The following is a 17,233-nucleotide window of genomic DNA, read 5'->3' as shown; positions in this document are numbered from 1 at the left end:
CAGAAAATTACAGCCAAAGTTTGTGTAATTCAGTCATAAAATTTACTTTTCGCCCTCCGGCAGTCAAAATCAGCGCCTGATAATGTTGATCTCCGTTTTTGCCATCATGCTGCGCCCCGGCATCATGGCCACTTTGGCAAAGGAATACCCATGCTTGTCGCGATTGTCCTGCTGGTTCTTGGTTTACTGCTGCTGGCGTATGGTGCCGACCGGCTGGTATTCAGCGCCTCCATTTTGTGCCGTTCACTGGGTATTCCCCCGTTAGTGATTGGCATGACAGTGGTCGGTATCGGGACCTCGCTGCCGGAGATTATTCTCTCTTTATCCGCAGTACAGCATGGCATGCGTGATTTTTCCGTCGGTATTGCGTTGGGTTCCAATATTACCAATATTTTATTAATTCTGGGTGGCGCAGCATTGATCCATCCTCTGAAAATAAGCTCGGCGCTTTTGCGCCGTGAACTGCCACTGATGCTACTGGTGGCACTGCTTTGTGGGCTATTACTGGCCGATAATCAGCTGACCCGAAGCGAAGGTTTTTGTCTGTTAGCCATGGCGGTCATTTATCTGTGGGGTATTATCCGGCTGGCCAACAACACCCGTCCACTCACCGGGGATCCTCTGACTCATGAACAGTTAGCCGAACTCCCCGGCGAAGATGCAGGTAATACAGTGGCCTGCCTGTGGCTGGGAGTGGCTCTGGTTCTGTTGCCGGTCGCCACGCGGATGATCCTTGATAACGCAGTCGTGGTGGCGGACTACCTGGGGATCAGCGAACTGCTGATGTCACTGTTTTTTATCTCAATCGGGACCAGCCTGCCGGAACTGGCGACGGTGATTGCCGGGACTCTGAAAGGTGAAGGGGATATCGCCGTTGGCAACCTGTTGGGTGCTAACATCTACAATACAGCGATTGTGCTGGGACTTCCGGCTCTGGTCAGCCCGGGCAGAATCGACAGCAATGCTTTTACCCGGGATTATTGGGTCATGCTCGGGGTCAGTGTGATTTTTGCAGTCATTTGCCTGAGAAAGCACCGGCGTATCGACCGTCTCACCGGAGCGTTTCTGTTGTGCGGATTTATTATCTGGGCCGCCATGCTCTGGTTTTTTCCGATGATGAATAATCAATAAAAGGACTCTGGAATGTCTGAACAACTGACAAGCTCTGGTTTTGATTTCAGAACAGCAGGAATAAACGTTCTGCGCATTGAACGAGAGGGCCTCGAACAGCTGGACCAGTACATTAACGAAGATTTTTCACGTGCCTGTGAAATCCTTTACCATTGTCGCGGGAAAGTGGTGGTGATGGGGATGGGGAAATCGGGTCACATCGCCCGTAAAATGGCAGCAACCTTTGCCAGTACCGGCACACCGGCTTTTTTTGTCCATCCTGCAGAAGCCAGCCACGGGGATCTGGGGATGGTAAGCCCTGGCGATGTGGTCCTCGCCATCTCTAACAGCGGCGAATCCCATGAAATTCTGGCACTGGTTCCGGTGATCAAACGGCTGAAAATTACGTTAATCTGCCTGAGCAGTCGGCCGGAGAGTGCCATGGCAAAAGCCGCCGATTTGCACTTAACCGTCAGAGTGCCTCAGGAAGCCTGCCCGCTGGGCCTGGCCCCCACCAGCAGTACCACGGCAACGCTGGTGATGGGAGATGCTCTGGCTGTTGCCTTACTGGAAGCCCGGGGTTTTACGGCAAATGATTTCGCCCTTTCACATCCCGGGGGGGCATTGGGCAGGAAACTCTTACTGCATGTCAGCGATGTCATGCATGCCGGTACGGAAATGCCCTGCGTCCCCTGCCATGCCTCCCTACGTGACGCATTGCTGGAGATTACCCGCAAGAAAATGGGTATGACGGTGATCGTTGAGGAAGATATGACGATAGCCGGTATTTTTACCGACGGCGATTTGCGCCGGGTGATCGATATGGGGATCAACTTCCAATCGACTCTGATAGAGAAAGTTATGACGCCGGGTGGTATCCGCGTAACACCCAATATGCTGGCTGTTGATGCGCTAAATGTTATGCAAAGTAAAAATATAACCTCGTTACTGGTTGCGGATAACAATCGTCTGGTGGGTGTGGTACATATGCATGATATGTTGCGTGCCGGTGTCGTCTGAACAGGATAAGAGAATGAAAACTGAATTACCCGTTGAAACCTGTTACGGGCCTGTCAGCCAGGCCGTTATGGCCAGTGCAGCCGGAATAAAATTACTGATCTGTGATGTCGATGGTGTGATGTCTGACGGATTGATTTATATGGGAAACAGCGGTGAAGAACTGAAGGCCTTCAATGTCCGTGACGGTTATGGGATCCGCTGCCTGTTAACCAATGAGGTTGAAGTGGCGATCATTACCGGGCGTAAAGCCGGATTACTGGAAGATCGTTGCCGAACACTGGGTATCAGCCATCTTTATCAGGGACAATCAGATAAGGTTTTGGCCTTTCACGATCTTCTGGATAAACTGTCGCTCCGTCCGAATCAGGTCGCCTATATTGGCGATGATTTGATTGACTGGCCGGTCATGGCACAGGTCGGTCTCAGTGTTTCTGTGGCGGATGCCCATCCCTTATTACTCCAGCGCGCAGACTATGTCACACGTATCAACGGTGGCCGTGGTGCGGTAAGGGAAATTTGTGATCTTATTTTGATGGCACAAGATAAATTCGAGGATGCCAAAGGGTTATCGATATGAGTAAAACCAGATGCTGGATCACCCTCCTGCTGGCCATTATTGCGGTGGTATTGATTGGCTGGAACCTGACCAATCAGGGCTCCCCCTCACCTTCGGTGGCAACCGATGATCAAAGCCCGACCTATACCACGGCCAGCACCCATACCGTGGTCTATAACCCGGAGGGAGGGCTGGCGTATACGCTTGATTCAGCAAAAGTCACTTACTTTGATGCCACCCGTGAGAGCTGGTTTGATAACCCTGTCATGACCACGTATGACCCGCAAAAAGCACCGGCATGGTCAGTCAAGGCAGATAAAGCCAAATTAACGCAAAACCGTATGCTGTATCTTTACGGGCATGTGGAAGTTCGGGCCTTAAGCCCGGACGCGAAAATCGAACGTATAACGACGGATAATGCCCGGATTAACCTTGCCACCCAGGATGTGACCTCCGATGACCAGGTCACGCTGTACGGCCAGGGGTTCCACTCTACAGGGATGAAGATGCGGGGTAATTTACGCGCAAAAACAGCCGAATTAATTGAAAAGGTCAAAACCTACTATGAAATTCAACACCAAAACTAATAGCATCAGGTTACTGCTGATCAGTACATTGCTCGCTTGTAGCCTGCCGGCTCTGGCGGTAACAGGTGATTCGGAGAAGCCCGTGAATGTCACCTCTGAAAACCAGTCAATGGATATGCAGGGCAATGTGGCGACCTTTACCGGTAATGTCGTTATTACTCAGGGAACGATCAAAATTACCGCAGATAAGGTGGTTGTGACCCGTCCGGGCGGTGACAGCAAGAAAACCCTGGTGGATGCCTATGGCAATCCGGCCACCTTTTATCAGATGCAGGACAATGGCAAACCGGTCAAAGGCCATGCCGCCAAATTACATTATGATCTGGCGAAAGATATGATTGAGCTCACCGGCAATGCGTATATTCAGCAGTTAAACAGTAATATTCAGGGTGATCGCATTACTTATCTGGTGAAACAGCAAAAAATGCAGGCTTACAGTCAGGGGCAACAGCAACGTGTGACTACCGTTCTGGTACCTTCTGAATTACAGACCCCTAAAACCACGAAATCCCCTAAACAGAGTCAATAATACTTATGGCGACTTTAATTGCAGAGAACCTGGCAAAAGCATACAAAGGCCGACGTGTGGTTGAGGATGTGAGCCTGGAAGTGAAATCAGGTGAAATTGTCGGCCTGCTGGGCCCTAACGGGGCGGGTAAAACGACGACCTTCTATATGGTTGTCGGTATTGTCCCCCGCGATGCAGGCCGGATTGTTATCGATAGTGATGATATTAGTTTACTGCCGCTGCACGCCCGTGCCCGCCTGGGTATCGGATATCTGCCCCAGGAGGCCTCAATTTTCCGTCGCCTGAGTGTTTACGATAACCTGATGGCGGTCCTGCAGATCCGTAAAGATCTGACCGCAGAGCAACGGGAAGATCGTGCCAACGAGCTGATGGAAGAGTTCCATATTGAACATCTGCGGGATAGTCAGGGACAGGCCCTTTCCGGCGGAGAACGTCGCCGTGTTGAAATTGCACGCGCACTGGCCGCTAACCCCAAATTTATCCTGCTCGATGAGCCTTTTGCCGGCGTTGACCCTATTTCGGTCATTGATATCAAAAAAATTATCGAGCACCTGCGTGACAGCGGTCTGGGCGTACTGATCACTGACCATAACGTCCGTGAAACACTCGCGGTCTGTGAACGCGCCTATATCGTCAGTCAGGGTAAATTAATCGCTCACGGCACCCCGGAAGAGATTCTGGCAGACGAGCAGGTAAAACGCGTTTATCTCGGTGAAGAGTTCCGACTCTGATTCTGTTAATGTGTTCTTATTGATATTTTTTCAGGAAATACACGCCTCACTATGAAGCAAAGTTTGCAATTCAGACTCAGCCAACAACTGGCCATGACCCCCCAGTTGCAGCAGGCGATACGGCTGTTGCAACTGTCAACGCTCGAGTTACAACAAGAATTACAATTAGCTCTGGAAAGTAATCCGTTACTGGAACAAACAGAGGTACTCAACGAAGTTGATGCTGAGGAGTCAGGTGAAACCGCATCCCTGGATACACGGGAAGCCCTGGAACAAAAAGATATGCCGGAAGAGCTTCCTCTGGATGCCACCTGGGATGAAATTTATACCGCAGGTACCCCTTCCGGAACAGGCACAGATTATCAGGATGATGAATTACCTCTCTATCAGGGCGAAACCACACAATCCCTGCAGGATTACCTGATATGGCAAATGGAGCTTACCCCCTTCAGCGATACAGATCGCGCGATAGCCACGTCGATTGTCGATGCGATTGATACCACAGGGTATCTGACCGTTCCGCTGGATGACATTCTGGAAAGCATTGGTGATGATGAATTGGCCCCCGAAGAGGTCGAAGCGGTCTTAAAGCGTATCCAGCATTTTGACCCTATCGGCGTGGGTGCCAGAGATTTAAAAGAATGTCTGCTGATCCAGCTCTCTCAGTTTGCTCCTGAAACCCCGATGCTTGAAGAAGCGCGAATGATTGTTCGCGGGCATCTGGATCTGCTGGCAAACCATGACTTCCGCAGTCTGATGCGCCTGACGCGGCTCAAAGAAGATGTACTGAAAGAGGCGATGCTCCTGATCCAGTCGCTGGACCCGCGACCAGGGCAGTCTATTAATACCGGTGAGTCAGAGTATGTGATCCCGGATGTCCTGGTACGTAAGTCAGGCAACCAGTGGACCGTCGAACTCAATACCGACAGCCTGCCGAGGCTACGCATTAATCAGCAATATGCCGCGATGAGCGGCGGTGCCCGTAACGACAGCGATAATCAGTTTATCCGCAATAATTTACAGGAAGCCCGCTGGCTGATTAAGAGCCTTGAAAGCCGTAACGACACATTGCTTAAAGTTTCCCGCTGTATTGTCGAGCAGCAACAGGCCTTTTTCGAGCAGGGTGAAGAACATATGCGGCCAATGGTACTGGCAGATATTGCCCAGGCCGTGGAAATGCATGAATCCACGATTTCACGCGTTACCACTCAGAAATACCTGCACAGTCCGCGGGGCATTTTTGAGCTGAAGTACTTTTTCTCAAGCCATGTGAATACTGAAGGTGGCGGTGAAGCGTCCTCCACGGCAATCAGAGCGCTGGTTAAAAAATTAATTTCGACGGAAAACCCTGTAAAGCCCTTGAGTGACAGTAAACTCACTACTATGTTATCTGAACAGGGCATTATGGTCGCAAGACGAACCGTCGCTAAGTATCGCGAGTCTTTATCTATACCGCCATCAAATCAGCGAAAACAACTGCTTTGACGTTACAGAACCGCGGACCTGTGTCACCACCTTTGCAGGTCACCAGGTGGAAATAACGGAACCTCTGCATCAGTTTAGCGAACAAAAGTTTGCTACGCTGAAGCGTTAATTTCCGGCTATCCACCCTGAACTCCTGATCTCAGCGGTTGTCCATGTACTTTCAACAACAGAGGCACTCTGTGCCTGTGGATGGCTGTAAAGGGTGAATGATTGCCGGCATGGACTCGCGGTTTGCCACGATGAAGGCCGTGATCATGATACGCGACGGCCGTACAGGCAGTATTGGCTCAGTGCAGTAAAGGCAACCGTCGCGGGATAAAGATCAACCGATAACCACAATAGTGGCCAGATAAATCTGCAAGTGAAATTATATGAATAGTGAACTGACACTTGAACTTAGCCAGGTCCTTACCCCGGAATGTACACGTAATAATGTACACTGCCAGAGTAAAAAACGGGCATTGGAGATTATCAGCGAGCTGGCGGCAGCACAGCTGAATCTGCCACACCAGACCATTTTTGAAACTATCCTGAATCGTGAAAGGATGGGCAGCACGGGCATCGGCAATGGTATTGCCATCCCTCATGGAAAACTGGAAGAAGATACCTTACGCACCATTGGTGTGTTCATCCATCTTGAGCATCCTATTTCATTTGATGCTGTTGATAATCAGCCCGTTGATTTGCTATTTGCCCTGCTGGTTCCGGCAGATCAATGTAAAACTCACTTGCATACCTTATCCCAGGTCGCTAAACGCCTGGCAGAAAAGAATATCTGCAGGCGTCTGCGGGCGGCACAAAGCGATCAGGAACTCTATGACATTATTATGGATGAGCAGCAGCGTACGGAAGAATAATTCCGGCCAATTGTTATCATTAGCCAGGATCATTACGGGAGAAAAGTCATGGTTCTGATGATCGTCAGTGGTCGTTCCGGATCGGGTAAATCTGTCGCACTCAGAGCCCTTGAGGATATGGGGTTTTATTGTGTTGATAACTTACCCGTTGATTTGTTGCCGGAGTTGGCCAACTCACTGGCAAAGCAGGATATTTCTGCAGCAGTGAGCATTGATGTGCGTAATATGCCGGAATCTCCGGAAATTTTCGAAAATGCTTTTAACCGCCTGTCTGACAAATTTACACCACAATTGCTGTTCCTGGATGCTGACCGCAATACACTGATCCGCCGTTACAGTGATACCCGCCGGCTGCACCCGCTTTCAGGCAGAAACCTGTCGCTTGAGAGTGCTATAGACGAGGAGAGCGATCTGCTTGAGCCACTGCGCTCCAGAGCAGACCTGATTATTGACACCTCTGAGATGTCGGTGCACGAACTGGCAGAAATGCTGCGGGCGCGTCTGCTGGGTAAACGTGAGCGCGAACTGACCATTGTGTTCGAGTCCTTTGGCTTTAAATACGGTATTCCGATTGATGCCGATTATGTCTTCGACGTCCGCTTCCTGCCAAACCCCCACTGGGACCCAACGCTCAGGCCTTTTACTGGCCTTGATCGCCCGGTGATCGAATTTCTTGACCGCCATACTGAAGTCCATAATTTTATTTATCAGACCCGCAGTTATCTTGAACTCTGGCTTCCGATGCTGGAAACCAACAACCGCAGTTACCTGACAGTCGCTATCGGATGTACTGGCGGAAAACACCGTTCCGTCTATATTGCAGAGCAACTGGCGGACTATTTCCGTTCACGGGGTAAAAATGTTCAGTCACGGCATCGTACATTGGAAAAGAAAAGAAAATGACAGTGAAAGAATCAGTAAAAATCAGAAATAAGCTGGGTATTCATGCCAGACCGGCGATGAAGTTATTCGAACTGGTCCGGAGTTTTGATTGTGAGGTGATCCTGCGCAACGAAGCAGGCACTGAAGCCGATGCCAGTAGTGTCATTGCCCTGCTGATGCTGGATTCAGCGCAAGGTGGTCAGATTGAAGTCGAAGCAAATGGCCCGGACGAAGCCCGGGCACTACAGGCGGTGATCGAACTTTTCAACGCCGGCTTTGATGAAGACTAAACCGGCATCAACTCAGTACAGGTGATACTTTTCCAGAAAGCCGGTACCCCCTAACTGTTCCATCTGCCGCGAGATCCACTGCTGCCGTCCGCGGACATAGGCCGAGGGAGCACTGGCATGATAGATAATCGGGTTAGGTAAGACCGCAGCCAGCAATGCAGCTTCCTGCCCGGTGAGCTGGCTGGCATGTTTATGGAAATAGGTTTCTGAGGCCATTTCCACCCCAAAAATCCCAGGCCCGAACTCAGCAATATTCAAATAGACCGTCAGTATTCTTTTTTTACCCCAGAGAGTTTCCAGCCCTACTGTCAGCCCGGCCTCCAATCCTTTGCGTAACCAGCTACGCCCATCCCAGAGAAACATATTTTTTGCCGTTTGCTGGGACAATGTCGAAGCCCCGCGCATCTCTCCCCGTTGACGGCTATCCAGCACTGATTGTACTGCCGCAAAATCAAAGCCCCAATGCTCAGGAAATTTCTGATCTTCACCGGCAATCACTGCCAACGGCATCCAGGGGGAAATCTCCGACATACTGACCCAATGGGAACGGGCACGATAGGCCGTATTCCCCGAGACGAATGCGCCGACCTGCCGCTCTGCCATCACCGCGGAAAAGGGGACCGGCACGACGGAAAATATCAGGATAACGGCAATCATCATGGCAATGATCCCACTGACGGTCAGCAGAAAACACCGTTTAACTCTGTACCGGAATCCCTTTTTACTTGTCATCAGTCTGCTCCTGCAGCGGGCCTGTTTTGATATAACCGAGGTTCATTAATGATCATCCGACCGGGTGTTTGTATTAAATTTCCAATCCTATTTTTTGCAAAAAATCGCCGGTTATTGTGAATATTTTCAAAAACAGAGTAAGAATGACTCTGCTTTACAAGAATAATCCCAATAACATCAATCACTTCAAAAAATAAGGAATCGGTTCCAGGCTGTTCAGCTTTCGTTTAACTGTTAAGATAAATTAATCATTTCACCCTATTCACCCTGACCACTTTATTAACAATAAATTAAACATAACTTATCATTCAAAGGGAAAAAAGCAGATGCCGCTCCGGCCGGTGATAGCCTGGTATCAGTCAGGAGCGCATGCCTATCGATAAACCTGGTTCCTTGCGCTCTCTGGTATAACGCTGCAACTTTATCATTCTCCGGGTACCTTGCAGCTTCTCCGGGAAGCTAACGGGACGGAACTCGCATTCTTACTTATTGTTTTTGTGCATAAATATTACTAAAGTCCCGCATCAGGCGAGTTGCAAATAAAAACATCATCAAATGAAAGGTTTTTGCGGGAATGATCATGGAGTAAGTTTTGCTATTCCGCCGATGAATCGGCTCATTCTGCCTGTCCATCGATTGCCCTTAAACGGTGCAGAGCAACAGAAACCTCTCTGACAACAGATGCCTCAGAAGGATTTCAACTTCATAAATCTTAATGAATTGTGGAAAAGTGACCTCAGTTTTTGTTAAGGTAAGTGCAGCAGTAATCCAATACCCCCTGTAGCCCCGGTTCCGACCGGATAACGACTGACGTATCCGGCTACAGAGTGACCGTTTCCCTGGTGTTGGCGCAATCTTCGCGCACCCCGGTTTATCCGGGGTCATTTTTTTGCTCTGCCGCCCCGGTTACTTTTCTGCTTCCCTGTTCTCTACCCACTTCCTTAGCGTATCTACTTCATGACGCCATTCATGTCGCAGTTCATCGATCCATTCCTGGACGTTGTCCCACCAGGCCGGGAGTTCCGGGGTCTGAATCTGCCGCGCAATCTCCTGCAGGTATTTTAATCCGACAGAGCCAGCTGCTCCCTTAATTTTGTGGCCCTCTTCCGCAATGCCTTTCTGATCTTTTGCCATCATGTTGGAGTCGAGGACATCAAGATAGCCCGGCATCATTTTTTCAAACATGCTCAGACTGTCATAGATAAGTTTTGGCCCTACCAGCTCAAGATATTGTTCCAGCATGACGATATCCAGGTGCTTCTGTTCAGCGGAAGATGCCGGTTCAGGGATCTGCTCTTCCTCATCCTGATGCGGGTTCCAGTATTTACTGATCACGGCAGTTAGCGCAGGGACGGCCAGCGGTTTGCTCAGCACATCATCCATCCCGGCTTCCAGATACTCTTGCTTATCTTTCAGCACATTAGCCGTCAGAGCGACCAGCGGAGGAAGTTCCTGCCCGGTAAAGCGCTGATGCAGTGTGCGTGCGACATCAAGGCCGGTCATATCCGGCAGCTGAATATCCAGCAATACCATATCGAACTCCCCGGGATCGAACATTTCCAGCGCCTCAGCACCGGTCATCGCCACCTCGGTTGAGCACCCTAGTTTATCCAGTACTGAACGGGCCACCACTACGTTTAGTTCGATATCTTCGACCAGTAAAATATGCAGAGCCGGCAGAGGCATGGCCTCCGGCTCATCAGCAGGCTCATCTATGGTCGTCAGGGCTGGCGCATCAATCACCACGCTGAAGCTGGCACCTTCTCCGGGAAGGCTGCTGACCGTAATATCGCCCCCCATCGCCTGTGCCAGACGGTAAGAAATCGCCAGTCCGATACCGGTGCCGGTCGCCGGTTTACCCCCATGCTGATCTTTCACCTGGTAGTACATGGCAAAAATTTTGTCCTGCTCCGCCTTCGGAATACCGATCCCGGAATCTTTGACATCAAAGCGAAGTTTCTGCGCGGTGTCATCATAGGTGACGGTGACGATAATTTCGCCTTCGCGGGTGAACTTCACGGCATTACCAATCAGGTTCCATAGGATCTGACGCAACCGGGTCCCGTCGGCGACGATCGTTTCAGGCAAGGGTTGCTGTGCAGACATAATGAACTTCAGTCCCTTGGGCTGAACCAGCAGTCCGGAGAGATTTTCAAGATCAGCCAGGAAGCCGGTAAAATCGATAGGCTGATTGTCCAGCCTGACACGGCGACGTTCAATTTTATCCATTTCGATCACATCGTTGAAAATATTTCCCAGTGTGATCGCTGACACATGGATGGTGTTGAGATAATTCAGCTGTTCCTGGCTCAGTTCGGTATCCAGCAGGATACGACTCAGGCCGACAATGCCGTTCAGCGGTGTACGAAGTTCATGACTGATGGTCGAGATAAAGGTCGTTTTTTCGCGGCTGGCATTTTCCAGTGCTTCCTGGTAACGCTTACGCTCGGTAATATCACGACCAAACCCCATCAGACCGGCGCGCTTTCCGACACGGTCATAGTAAGGAACTTTACGGATTTCAAAACAGGCTTTTTTACCATCCGGATACTGCAGCCACTGTTCATAAGTCAGCGCAACATTATGACGGAACACCTTCTCATCCGTTTCCAGTATTTTGGCTGCGGTATCGGCGTCATAGATATCCAGCGGTGATAACCCGACCAGCTGTTTCTCATTTTTCCCCGCCAGCAATTCGACGGCACGGTTACAACCGGAAAACTTGCGGTCAATATTGCGATAAAAGACCAGGTCAGGAGAGGCATCAAGAAATGAACGTAAGAAACTGGACTGCTGTTCCAGTTCTATCTGAGTCTTTTCACGGCTGGCCATTTCATCCTTGAGCTTATCCATAGCATGTTCACGGGCCTGTTCCGCTTTTTCACGATCATTAATTTCCTGATTGAGTTGCTGAATATTTTCTTTCAACTGCTGGTTAAGTTGTAAGTCCCGGTGACGCATCTCTTCGAGCTTATCCACCAGCCGGGCTAACCGCTGACGGGAGTCTTCCAGTTGATCAACGACCACAGAGAGGAAATACACTGCCCAGGGCGTGATCAGTAATCCAAAAAATACCGAACGGACGACATCGATACTTTCCACTCTGCCCTGTAATACCAGCGTAACGGCCATCTGGACAATCATTGCCAGCACAACTAAGGCTGAGGCCAGCAACAAAGAAAACCGGACCAGGCCAAGTTTGACCATCAAATCTACATAGTATTGCGCCAGTAATCTGATCTGTTTCATATACACTCCCTGACTGTGAACTCCCATCATAGCCTACCTTTTTAACGCAGAAACAGGTTGATAGGAATCACAGACGTATTTTCCCGAAGGATGCCGCAATCCTCTGCCGCCACCGCGTGAGAGTAAGACGTCATAAGATAAAACAAGAAATGAATATAAATTCACAAGAAGTGAATCTTAACTCAATAAGCAATCCTATTAATTTTTTTAATGATCCCTGAGAACACGCAGAAAAAAAGGTTTATTCCTAAAACAGATATATTATGCAGCAATCTGCGAATAAGCGGAGTTTTGTGCTAAAAATCACTCCGGCACCAGCATGGTGCAGCTATTGAGATGCCGCACTATAGTGAGACAGTTCACAATTACCTCTGCATCCTGATTGTGCACAACCGGATAAAAAACCTATTAACTACTTAACATTCAATCAGATACAAAAAAACACCCGCCCTCGTCACAGAAAGAGTCACTATTTGACCTGACTTCGCTTTCCCGATAAGTTGGAAATCCACTGGAAGCTTTCTGTGCGGATCCATTGTCCGCCATATTTATGCAGTAGCAGAGGTTCCCTGTAACAAGTTCCCGACACTTGTCACATCGACGAAGCCCGCCATGGCAGAAGAAGCGATATAAGACATGTTTGTGCATCTCCATATGCCGCATTCTTACGCTGCTGTTGCGCATGTCTGACTGCCGGAATAACAAGAGTCTCTAGAGCCCGGGGAGGTTCACTAAATGTTGTATGATAAATCCCTTGAAAAGGATAACTGTGGTTTTGGACTGATCGCCCATATAGAAGGTGAACCGAGCCATAAAGTAGTACGTACGGCCATTCATGGACTCGCCAGAATGCAACATCGCGGTGCAATTCTGGCTGACGGTAAAACCGGTGATGGCTGTGGTCTTCTGTTACAGAAGCCTGACCGTTTCTTCCGTATTGTTGCGGAAGAAAAAGGCTGGCGTCTGGCGAAGAACTACGCTGTCGGTATGCTCTTCCTGAGTACTGATGAAGCCAGGGCCAGTGCTGCCCGTGCTATTGTCGAAGAAGAGATTATCCGTGAAACACTTTCTGTGGCCGGATGGCGCGAAGTTCCTACTAATCAGGACGTTCTGGGGGAGATTGCCCTGTCGTCATTGCCAGGGATCCAACAAGTCTTTATCAACGCCCCGGCCGGATGGCGTCCGCGTGATATGGAACGCCGTCTGTACATGGCTCGCCGCCGGATAGAAAAGCGTGTCGAAGCCCTGAATGACAGTGATTTCTATATTTGTAGTTTCTCCAATCAGGTGAATATCTACAAAGGGCTTTGCATGCCCACTGACCTGCCCCGGTTTTATCTCGACCTGGCGGATTTGCGTTTAGAATCATCTATATGCTTATTCCACCAGCGCTTCTCAACCAATACTGTGCCTCGCTGGCCACTGGCCCAGCCTTTCCGCTATATGGCACATAATGGTGAAATTAATACCATTGCCGGGAACCGGCAGTGGGCACGTGCACGTGCATATAAATTCAATACCCCATTGATCCCTGATCTGCAGACCGTCGCTCCGTTTGTGAACGAAACCGGTTCAGATTCCAGTTCAATGGATAACATGCTGGAGCTTTTCCTCAACGGTGGTATGGACCTGGTCCGCGCAATGCGTTTGCTGGTACCGCCGGCATGGCAGAACAATCCGGATATGGATCCTGAGTTACGCGCCTTCTTTGACTTTAACTCCATGCATATGGAGCCGTGGGATGGCCCCGCCGGTATCGTCATGTCTGACGGACGTTACGCGGCCTGTAACCTGGACCGTAATGGTCTGCGACCTGCCCGGTATGTTATTACCAGTGATAAATTAATTACCTGCGCCTCTGAAGTCGGTATCTGGGATTATCAGCCCGATGAAGTGGTCGAAAAAGGCCGTGTCGGTCCCGGCGAGCTGATGGTGATCGATACCCGTGAAGGCCGTATCCTCCATTCGTCAGAAACCGATAACGATCTGAAAAGCCGCCATCCTTATAAAGAATGGATGGAAAAGAATGTTAAACGCTTAGTCCCTTTTGAAGAGCTGACGGATGAGCAGGTGGGTAAACGTCACCTCAGCGATACGATGCTGGCGACTTACCACAAGCAGTTTGGTTACAGCAGTGAAGAACTGGACAGCATTCTGCGGGTACTGGGCGAGAATGGCCAGGAAGCCGTGGGGTCGATGGGTGATGATACGCCTTTTGCCGTGCTCTCCAGCCGCCCGCGCATTATCTATGACTATTTCCGTCAGCAATTTGCGCAGGTGACTAACCCGCCGATTGACCCGTTGCGTGAAAACCACGTGATGTCACTGGCAACCAGTATCGGCCAGGAGATGAATGTCTTCTGTGAAGCGGAAGGACAGGCCCACCGGGTGAGCTTTAAATCCCCTATCCTGCTCTACTCTGACTTTACTCAGCTGACGACGCTGGAAGGTAAGTACTATCGTGCCGATACCCTGGACTGTACTTTTGAGCCGGAAAGCGAAACGCTGGAGCAGGCTATCCACCGTCTGAATGATCAGGCGGAAGAACTGGTGCGTGAAGGGACCGTTCTGCTGGTGCTGTCTGACCGGGCGATCAGTATCGGTCGTCTGCCGGTACCGGCTCCGATGATCGTCGGAGCAGTCCAGGCGCGGTTGGTTGAAAAAAATCTGCGCTGTGATGCCAACATCATTGTTGAAACGGCGTCAGCCCGTGATCCGCATCATTTTGCAGTGCTGTTCGGCTTCGGCGCAACGGCGGTCTACCCATGGCTGGCCTATGAGTCTCTGGCACAGATGTCAGACAGCGGTGTTATCGGAAAAGATTATCGCAGTGTGATGCTGAACTACCGTAACGGCATCAATAAAGGTCTGTACAAAATCATGTCCAAAATGGGCATTTCGACTATCGCTTCTTACCGCTGTTCGAAGCTGTTCGAAGCTGTCGGTTTACATCAGGATGTGACCCGCCTCTGTTTCCAGAATGTCACCAGCCGGATCGGCGGTGCCAGCTTCAGTGATTTCCAGCAGGATTTAACGAATCTGGCGAAACGCGCCTGGTTACAGCGTAAGACGCTGGAACAGGGAGGATTACTGAAATACGTCCATGGCGGTGAATACCACGCCTATAACCCGGATATCGTAGGCACGCTGCAGCAGGCGGTTCAGAGCGGCGATTTCGATGACTACAGGAAGTATGCAGAACTGGTCAATAACCGTCCGGTCGCCACGTTGCGTGACCTGTTACAGTTACAGCCCGGCACTGACAGTATTCTTATCGACGATGTCGAGCCAGCCAGTGAGCTGTTTAAACGTTTTGACAGTGCGGCAATGTCTATCGGTGCGTTAAGCCCGGAAGCACATGAATCACTGGCTGAAGCCATGAACAGTATCGGCGGCTTCTCCAACTCCGGAGAAGGCGGTGAAGATCCTGCACGTTACGGCACCAATAAAGTTTCACGGATCAAACAGGTCGCTTCCGGTCGCTTTGGTGTGACACCGGCCTACCTGGTGAATGCGGATGTTATTCAGATCAAGGTCGCTCAGGGGGCGAAACCGGGTGAAGGCGGACAGTTACCGGGTGACAAGGTGACTCCGTATATTGCCAGACTCCGCTACTCTGTACCTGGCGTCACACTGATATCACCTCCGCCACATCATGATATCTATTCCATTGAAGACCTGGCGCAGCTGATTTTCGACCTCAAGCAGGTTAACCCGAAGGCGATGATTTCGGTCAAACTGGTTTCCGAACCGGGTGTCGGAACCATTGCGACCGGGGTGGCAAAAGCCTATGCGGATTTAATCACTATCGCCGGCTATGATGGCGGCACCGGTGCCAGTCCGTTGTCCTCGGTTAAATATGCCGGCTGCCCCTGGGAACTGGGGCTGGTAGAGACTCAGCAGGCACTGGTGGCCAATGGCTTGCGTCATAAAATCCGCTTACAGATCGATGGCGGGCTGAAAACCGGCCTGGATATCATTAAAGCCGCGATCCTGGGTGCCGAAAGCTTCGGCTTCGGGACCGGTCCGATGGTCGCGCTGGGCTGTAAATACCTGCGTATTTGCCACCTGAATAACTGTGCTACCGGTGTGGCAACTCAGGACGATAAGCTGCGCACCCATCATTACCATGGCTTACCGTTTAAAGTGACCAATTACTTTGAATTTATTGCCCGGGAAACCCGTGAAATTATGGCCTCACTGGGGGTAACCCGTCTGACTGACCTGATCGGCCGCACCGATCTGCTGAAAGAATTGGACGGATTTACGGCAAAACAGCAGAAGCTGGATCTTTCTTCACTGCTGAAGACTGCGCAGCCAATGCCAGGTAAAGCCATGTACTGTACCGAAAGCAACCCGCCGTTTGATAAAGGCGTGCTTAACAAAGCGTTGCTGGAACAGGCTGTCCCCTTTATTGAGCAGCGTCAGAGTAAAACATTCTATTTCGACATCCGGAATACCGATCGTTCCGTCGGCGCCACGCTTTCCGGTGCTATCGCCATGATTCACGGTGACCAGGGACTGGCGGCAGATCCTATCCGCGTTTACTTTACCGGAACCGCTGGTCAGAGTTTCGGGGTATGGAATGCCGGTGGGCTGGAAATGATCCTGACCGGGGATGCTAACGACTATGTCGGTAAAGGCATGGCTGGCGGGTTACTGGCTATCCGTCCTCCGGTAGGTTCTGCCTTCCGCAGCGTGGAAGCGACCATTGCCGGTAACACCTGTCTGTATGGCGCCACCGGCGGTAAACTTTTTGCCGCAGGTCGTGCCGGTGAACGTTTTGCCGTCCGTAACTCCGGAGCCATTACCGTGGTTGAAGGTATCGGTGACAATGGCTGTGAATATATGACCGGTGGCATTGTCTGCGTCCTGGGGCGCACCGGCGTTAACTTTGGCGCAGGGATGACCGGCGGATTCGCTTACGTTCTGGATGAAGACGGTGAATTCCGTAAACGCGTGAATGCTGAACTGGTAGAAGTGCTGGATGTTGAGCAATTACCGATCCATGAAGAGCATCTGCGCGGGCTGATTACTGAACACGTTCAGTATACCCAGTCCGGTCGCGGTGAAGAGATCCTGGCCAACTGGCCGGAATGGTCTGCTAAATTCACCCTGGTTAAACCTAAGTCCAGTGATGTCAAAGCATTGCTGGGCCACCGTAGTCGCTCCGCAGCAGAACTGCGGGTTCAGGCGCAGTAAGAG

13 protein-coding genes are annotated in these 17,233 nt (G+C 50.6%); 11 read left to right on the top strand and 2 right to left on the bottom strand.

All coding sequences use genetic code 11. The features are described from left to right. Positions 1-150 precede the first annotated feature (150 nt). From CG67_RS15425 to npr, 10 genes are all read left to right on the top strand, one after another. A complete protein-coding gene (locus CG67_RS15425) occupies positions 151-1,131 on the top strand; it encodes a calcium/sodium antiporter (protein ID WP_025903829.1) in 981 nt (326 codons plus the stop codon). A gap of 12 nt (positions 1,132-1,143) precedes the next feature. Beyond that, the gene (gene kdsD, locus CG67_RS15420; RefSeq protein ID WP_025903828.1) at positions 1,144-2,130 is read left to right on the top strand and encodes an arabinose-5-phosphate isomerase KdsD; all 987 of its coding nucleotides are present in this window, start codon (positions 1,144-1,146) and stop codon (positions 2,128-2,130) included. Positions 2,131-2,143: 13 nt separating this feature from the next. Then, positions 2,144-2,707 carry a 3-deoxy-manno-octulosonate-8-phosphatase KdsC gene (kdsC, locus tag CG67_RS15415; protein ID WP_025903827.1) on the top strand — a complete coding sequence of 188 codons (564 nt, stop codon included), beginning with the start codon at positions 2,144-2,146 and terminating at the stop codon, positions 2,705-2,707. After that, positions 2,704-3,273: an LPS export ABC transporter periplasmic protein LptC gene (gene lptC / locus CG67_RS15410; RefSeq protein WP_025903826.1), complete on the top strand. Its 570-nt coding sequence runs from the start codon at positions 2,704-2,706 to the stop codon at positions 3,271-3,273. The genes kdsC and lptC overlap by 4 nt, the downstream gene beginning before the upstream one ends. Further along, positions 3,251-3,802: a lipopolysaccharide ABC transporter substrate-binding protein LptA gene (gene lptA / locus CG67_RS15405; RefSeq protein ID WP_025903825.1), complete on the top strand. Its 552-nt coding sequence runs from the start codon at positions 3,251-3,253 to the stop codon at positions 3,800-3,802. Before lptC ends, lptA begins: the two co-directional genes overlap by 23 nt. 5 nt (positions 3,803-3,807) lie before the next feature. Continuing rightward, positions 3,808-4,533, top strand: coding sequence for an LPS export ABC transporter ATP-binding protein (gene lptB / locus CG67_RS15400; protein WP_025903824.1), 726 nt, complete (start codon positions 3,808-3,810; stop codon positions 4,531-4,533). 51 nt (positions 4,534-4,584) lie between these two features. Further along, complete coding sequence (gene rpoN, locus CG67_RS15395; protein WP_025903823.1) at positions 4,585-6,018, top strand: RNA polymerase factor sigma-54; 1,434 nt, start codon at positions 4,585-4,587, stop codon at positions 6,016-6,018. A 371-nt stretch (positions 6,019-6,389) separates the two neighbouring features. Then, the gene (ptsN, locus tag CG67_RS15390; protein WP_025903822.1) at positions 6,390-6,875 is read left to right on the top strand and encodes a PTS IIA-like nitrogen regulatory protein PtsN; all 486 of its coding nucleotides are present in this window, start codon (positions 6,390-6,392) and stop codon (positions 6,873-6,875) included. A gap of 48 nt (positions 6,876-6,923) precedes the next feature. After that, positions 6,924-7,778 (top strand): RNase adapter RapZ, encoded by an 855-nt coding sequence (rapZ, locus tag CG67_RS15385; RefSeq protein WP_025903821.1) that lies wholly within the window; start codon positions 6,924-6,926, stop codon positions 7,776-7,778. Then, positions 7,775-8,047, top strand: coding sequence for a PTS phosphocarrier protein NPr (gene npr / locus CG67_RS15380; protein WP_025903820.1), 273 nt, complete (start codon positions 7,775-7,777; stop codon positions 8,045-8,047). Before rapZ ends, npr begins: the two co-directional genes overlap by 4 nt. Before the next feature lie 12 nt (positions 8,048-8,059). Here the strand turns inward: npr and mtgA are convergent, their stop codons facing one another. After that, entirely contained in the window at positions 8,060-8,779 is a 720-nt protein-coding gene (mtgA, locus tag CG67_RS15375) for a monofunctional biosynthetic peptidoglycan transglycosylase (protein ID WP_025903819.1), read from the bottom strand. A 906-nt stretch (positions 8,780-9,685) separates the two neighbouring features. After that, a complete protein-coding gene (gene arcB, locus CG67_RS15370) occupies positions 9,686-12,028 on the bottom strand; it encodes an aerobic respiration two-component sensor histidine kinase ArcB (protein ID WP_025903818.1) in 2,343 nt (780 codons plus the stop codon). 735 nt (positions 12,029-12,763) lie between these two features. Here arcB and gltB point away from each other — a divergent pair. Next, the gene (gltB, locus tag CG67_RS15365; protein ID WP_025903817.1) at positions 12,764-17,230 is read left to right on the top strand and encodes a glutamate synthase large subunit; all 4,467 of its coding nucleotides are present in this window, start codon (positions 12,764-12,766) and stop codon (positions 17,228-17,230) included. Positions 17,231-17,233 lie beyond the last annotated feature (3 nt).

It is taken from the genome of Tatumella sp. UCD-D_suzukii (genome assembly GCF_000611875.2).
Lineage (GTDB): Bacteria > Pseudomonadota > Gammaproteobacteria > Enterobacterales > Enterobacteriaceae > Tatumella > Tatumella ptyseos.
This window is presented reverse-complemented; position numbering and strand designations above follow the sequence as displayed.

Coding starts and splice junctions, on each gene's coding strand:
- ptsN (WP_025903822.1), top strand. CDS start 6,390: ATGAATAGTGAACTGACACTTGAACTTAGCCAGGTCCTTACCCCGGAA.
- npr (WP_025903820.1), top strand. CDS start 7,775: ATGACAGTGAAAGAATCAGTAAAAATCAGAAATAAGCTGGGTATTCAT.
- mtgA (WP_025903819.1), bottom strand. CDS start 8,779: ATGACAAGTAAAAAGGGATTCCGGTACAGAGTTAAACGGTGTTTTCTG.
- rpoN (WP_025903823.1), top strand. CDS start 4,585: ATGAAGCAAAGTTTGCAATTCAGACTCAGCCAACAACTGGCCATGACC.
- gltB (WP_025903817.1), top strand. CDS start 12,764: ATGTTGTATGATAAATCCCTTGAAAAGGATAACTGTGGTTTTGGACTG.
- rapZ (WP_025903821.1), top strand. CDS start 6,924: ATGGTTCTGATGATCGTCAGTGGTCGTTCCGGATCGGGTAAATCTGTC.
- lptC (WP_025903826.1), top strand. CDS start 2,704: ATGAGTAAAACCAGATGCTGGATCACCCTCCTGCTGGCCATTATTGCG.
- CG67_RS15425 (WP_025903829.1), top strand. CDS start 151: ATGCTTGTCGCGATTGTCCTGCTGGTTCTTGGTTTACTGCTGCTGGCG.
- kdsD (WP_025903828.1), top strand. CDS start 1,144: ATGTCTGAACAACTGACAAGCTCTGGTTTTGATTTCAGAACAGCAGGA.
- lptA (WP_025903825.1), top strand. CDS start 3,251: ATGAAATTCAACACCAAAACTAATAGCATCAGGTTACTGCTGATCAGT.
- lptB (WP_025903824.1), top strand. CDS start 3,808: ATGGCGACTTTAATTGCAGAGAACCTGGCAAAAGCATACAAAGGCCGA.
- arcB (WP_025903818.1), bottom strand. CDS start 12,028: ATGAAACAGATCAGATTACTGGCGCAATACTATGTAGATTTGATGGTC.
- kdsC (WP_025903827.1), top strand. CDS start 2,144: ATGAAAACTGAATTACCCGTTGAAACCTGTTACGGGCCTGTCAGCCAG.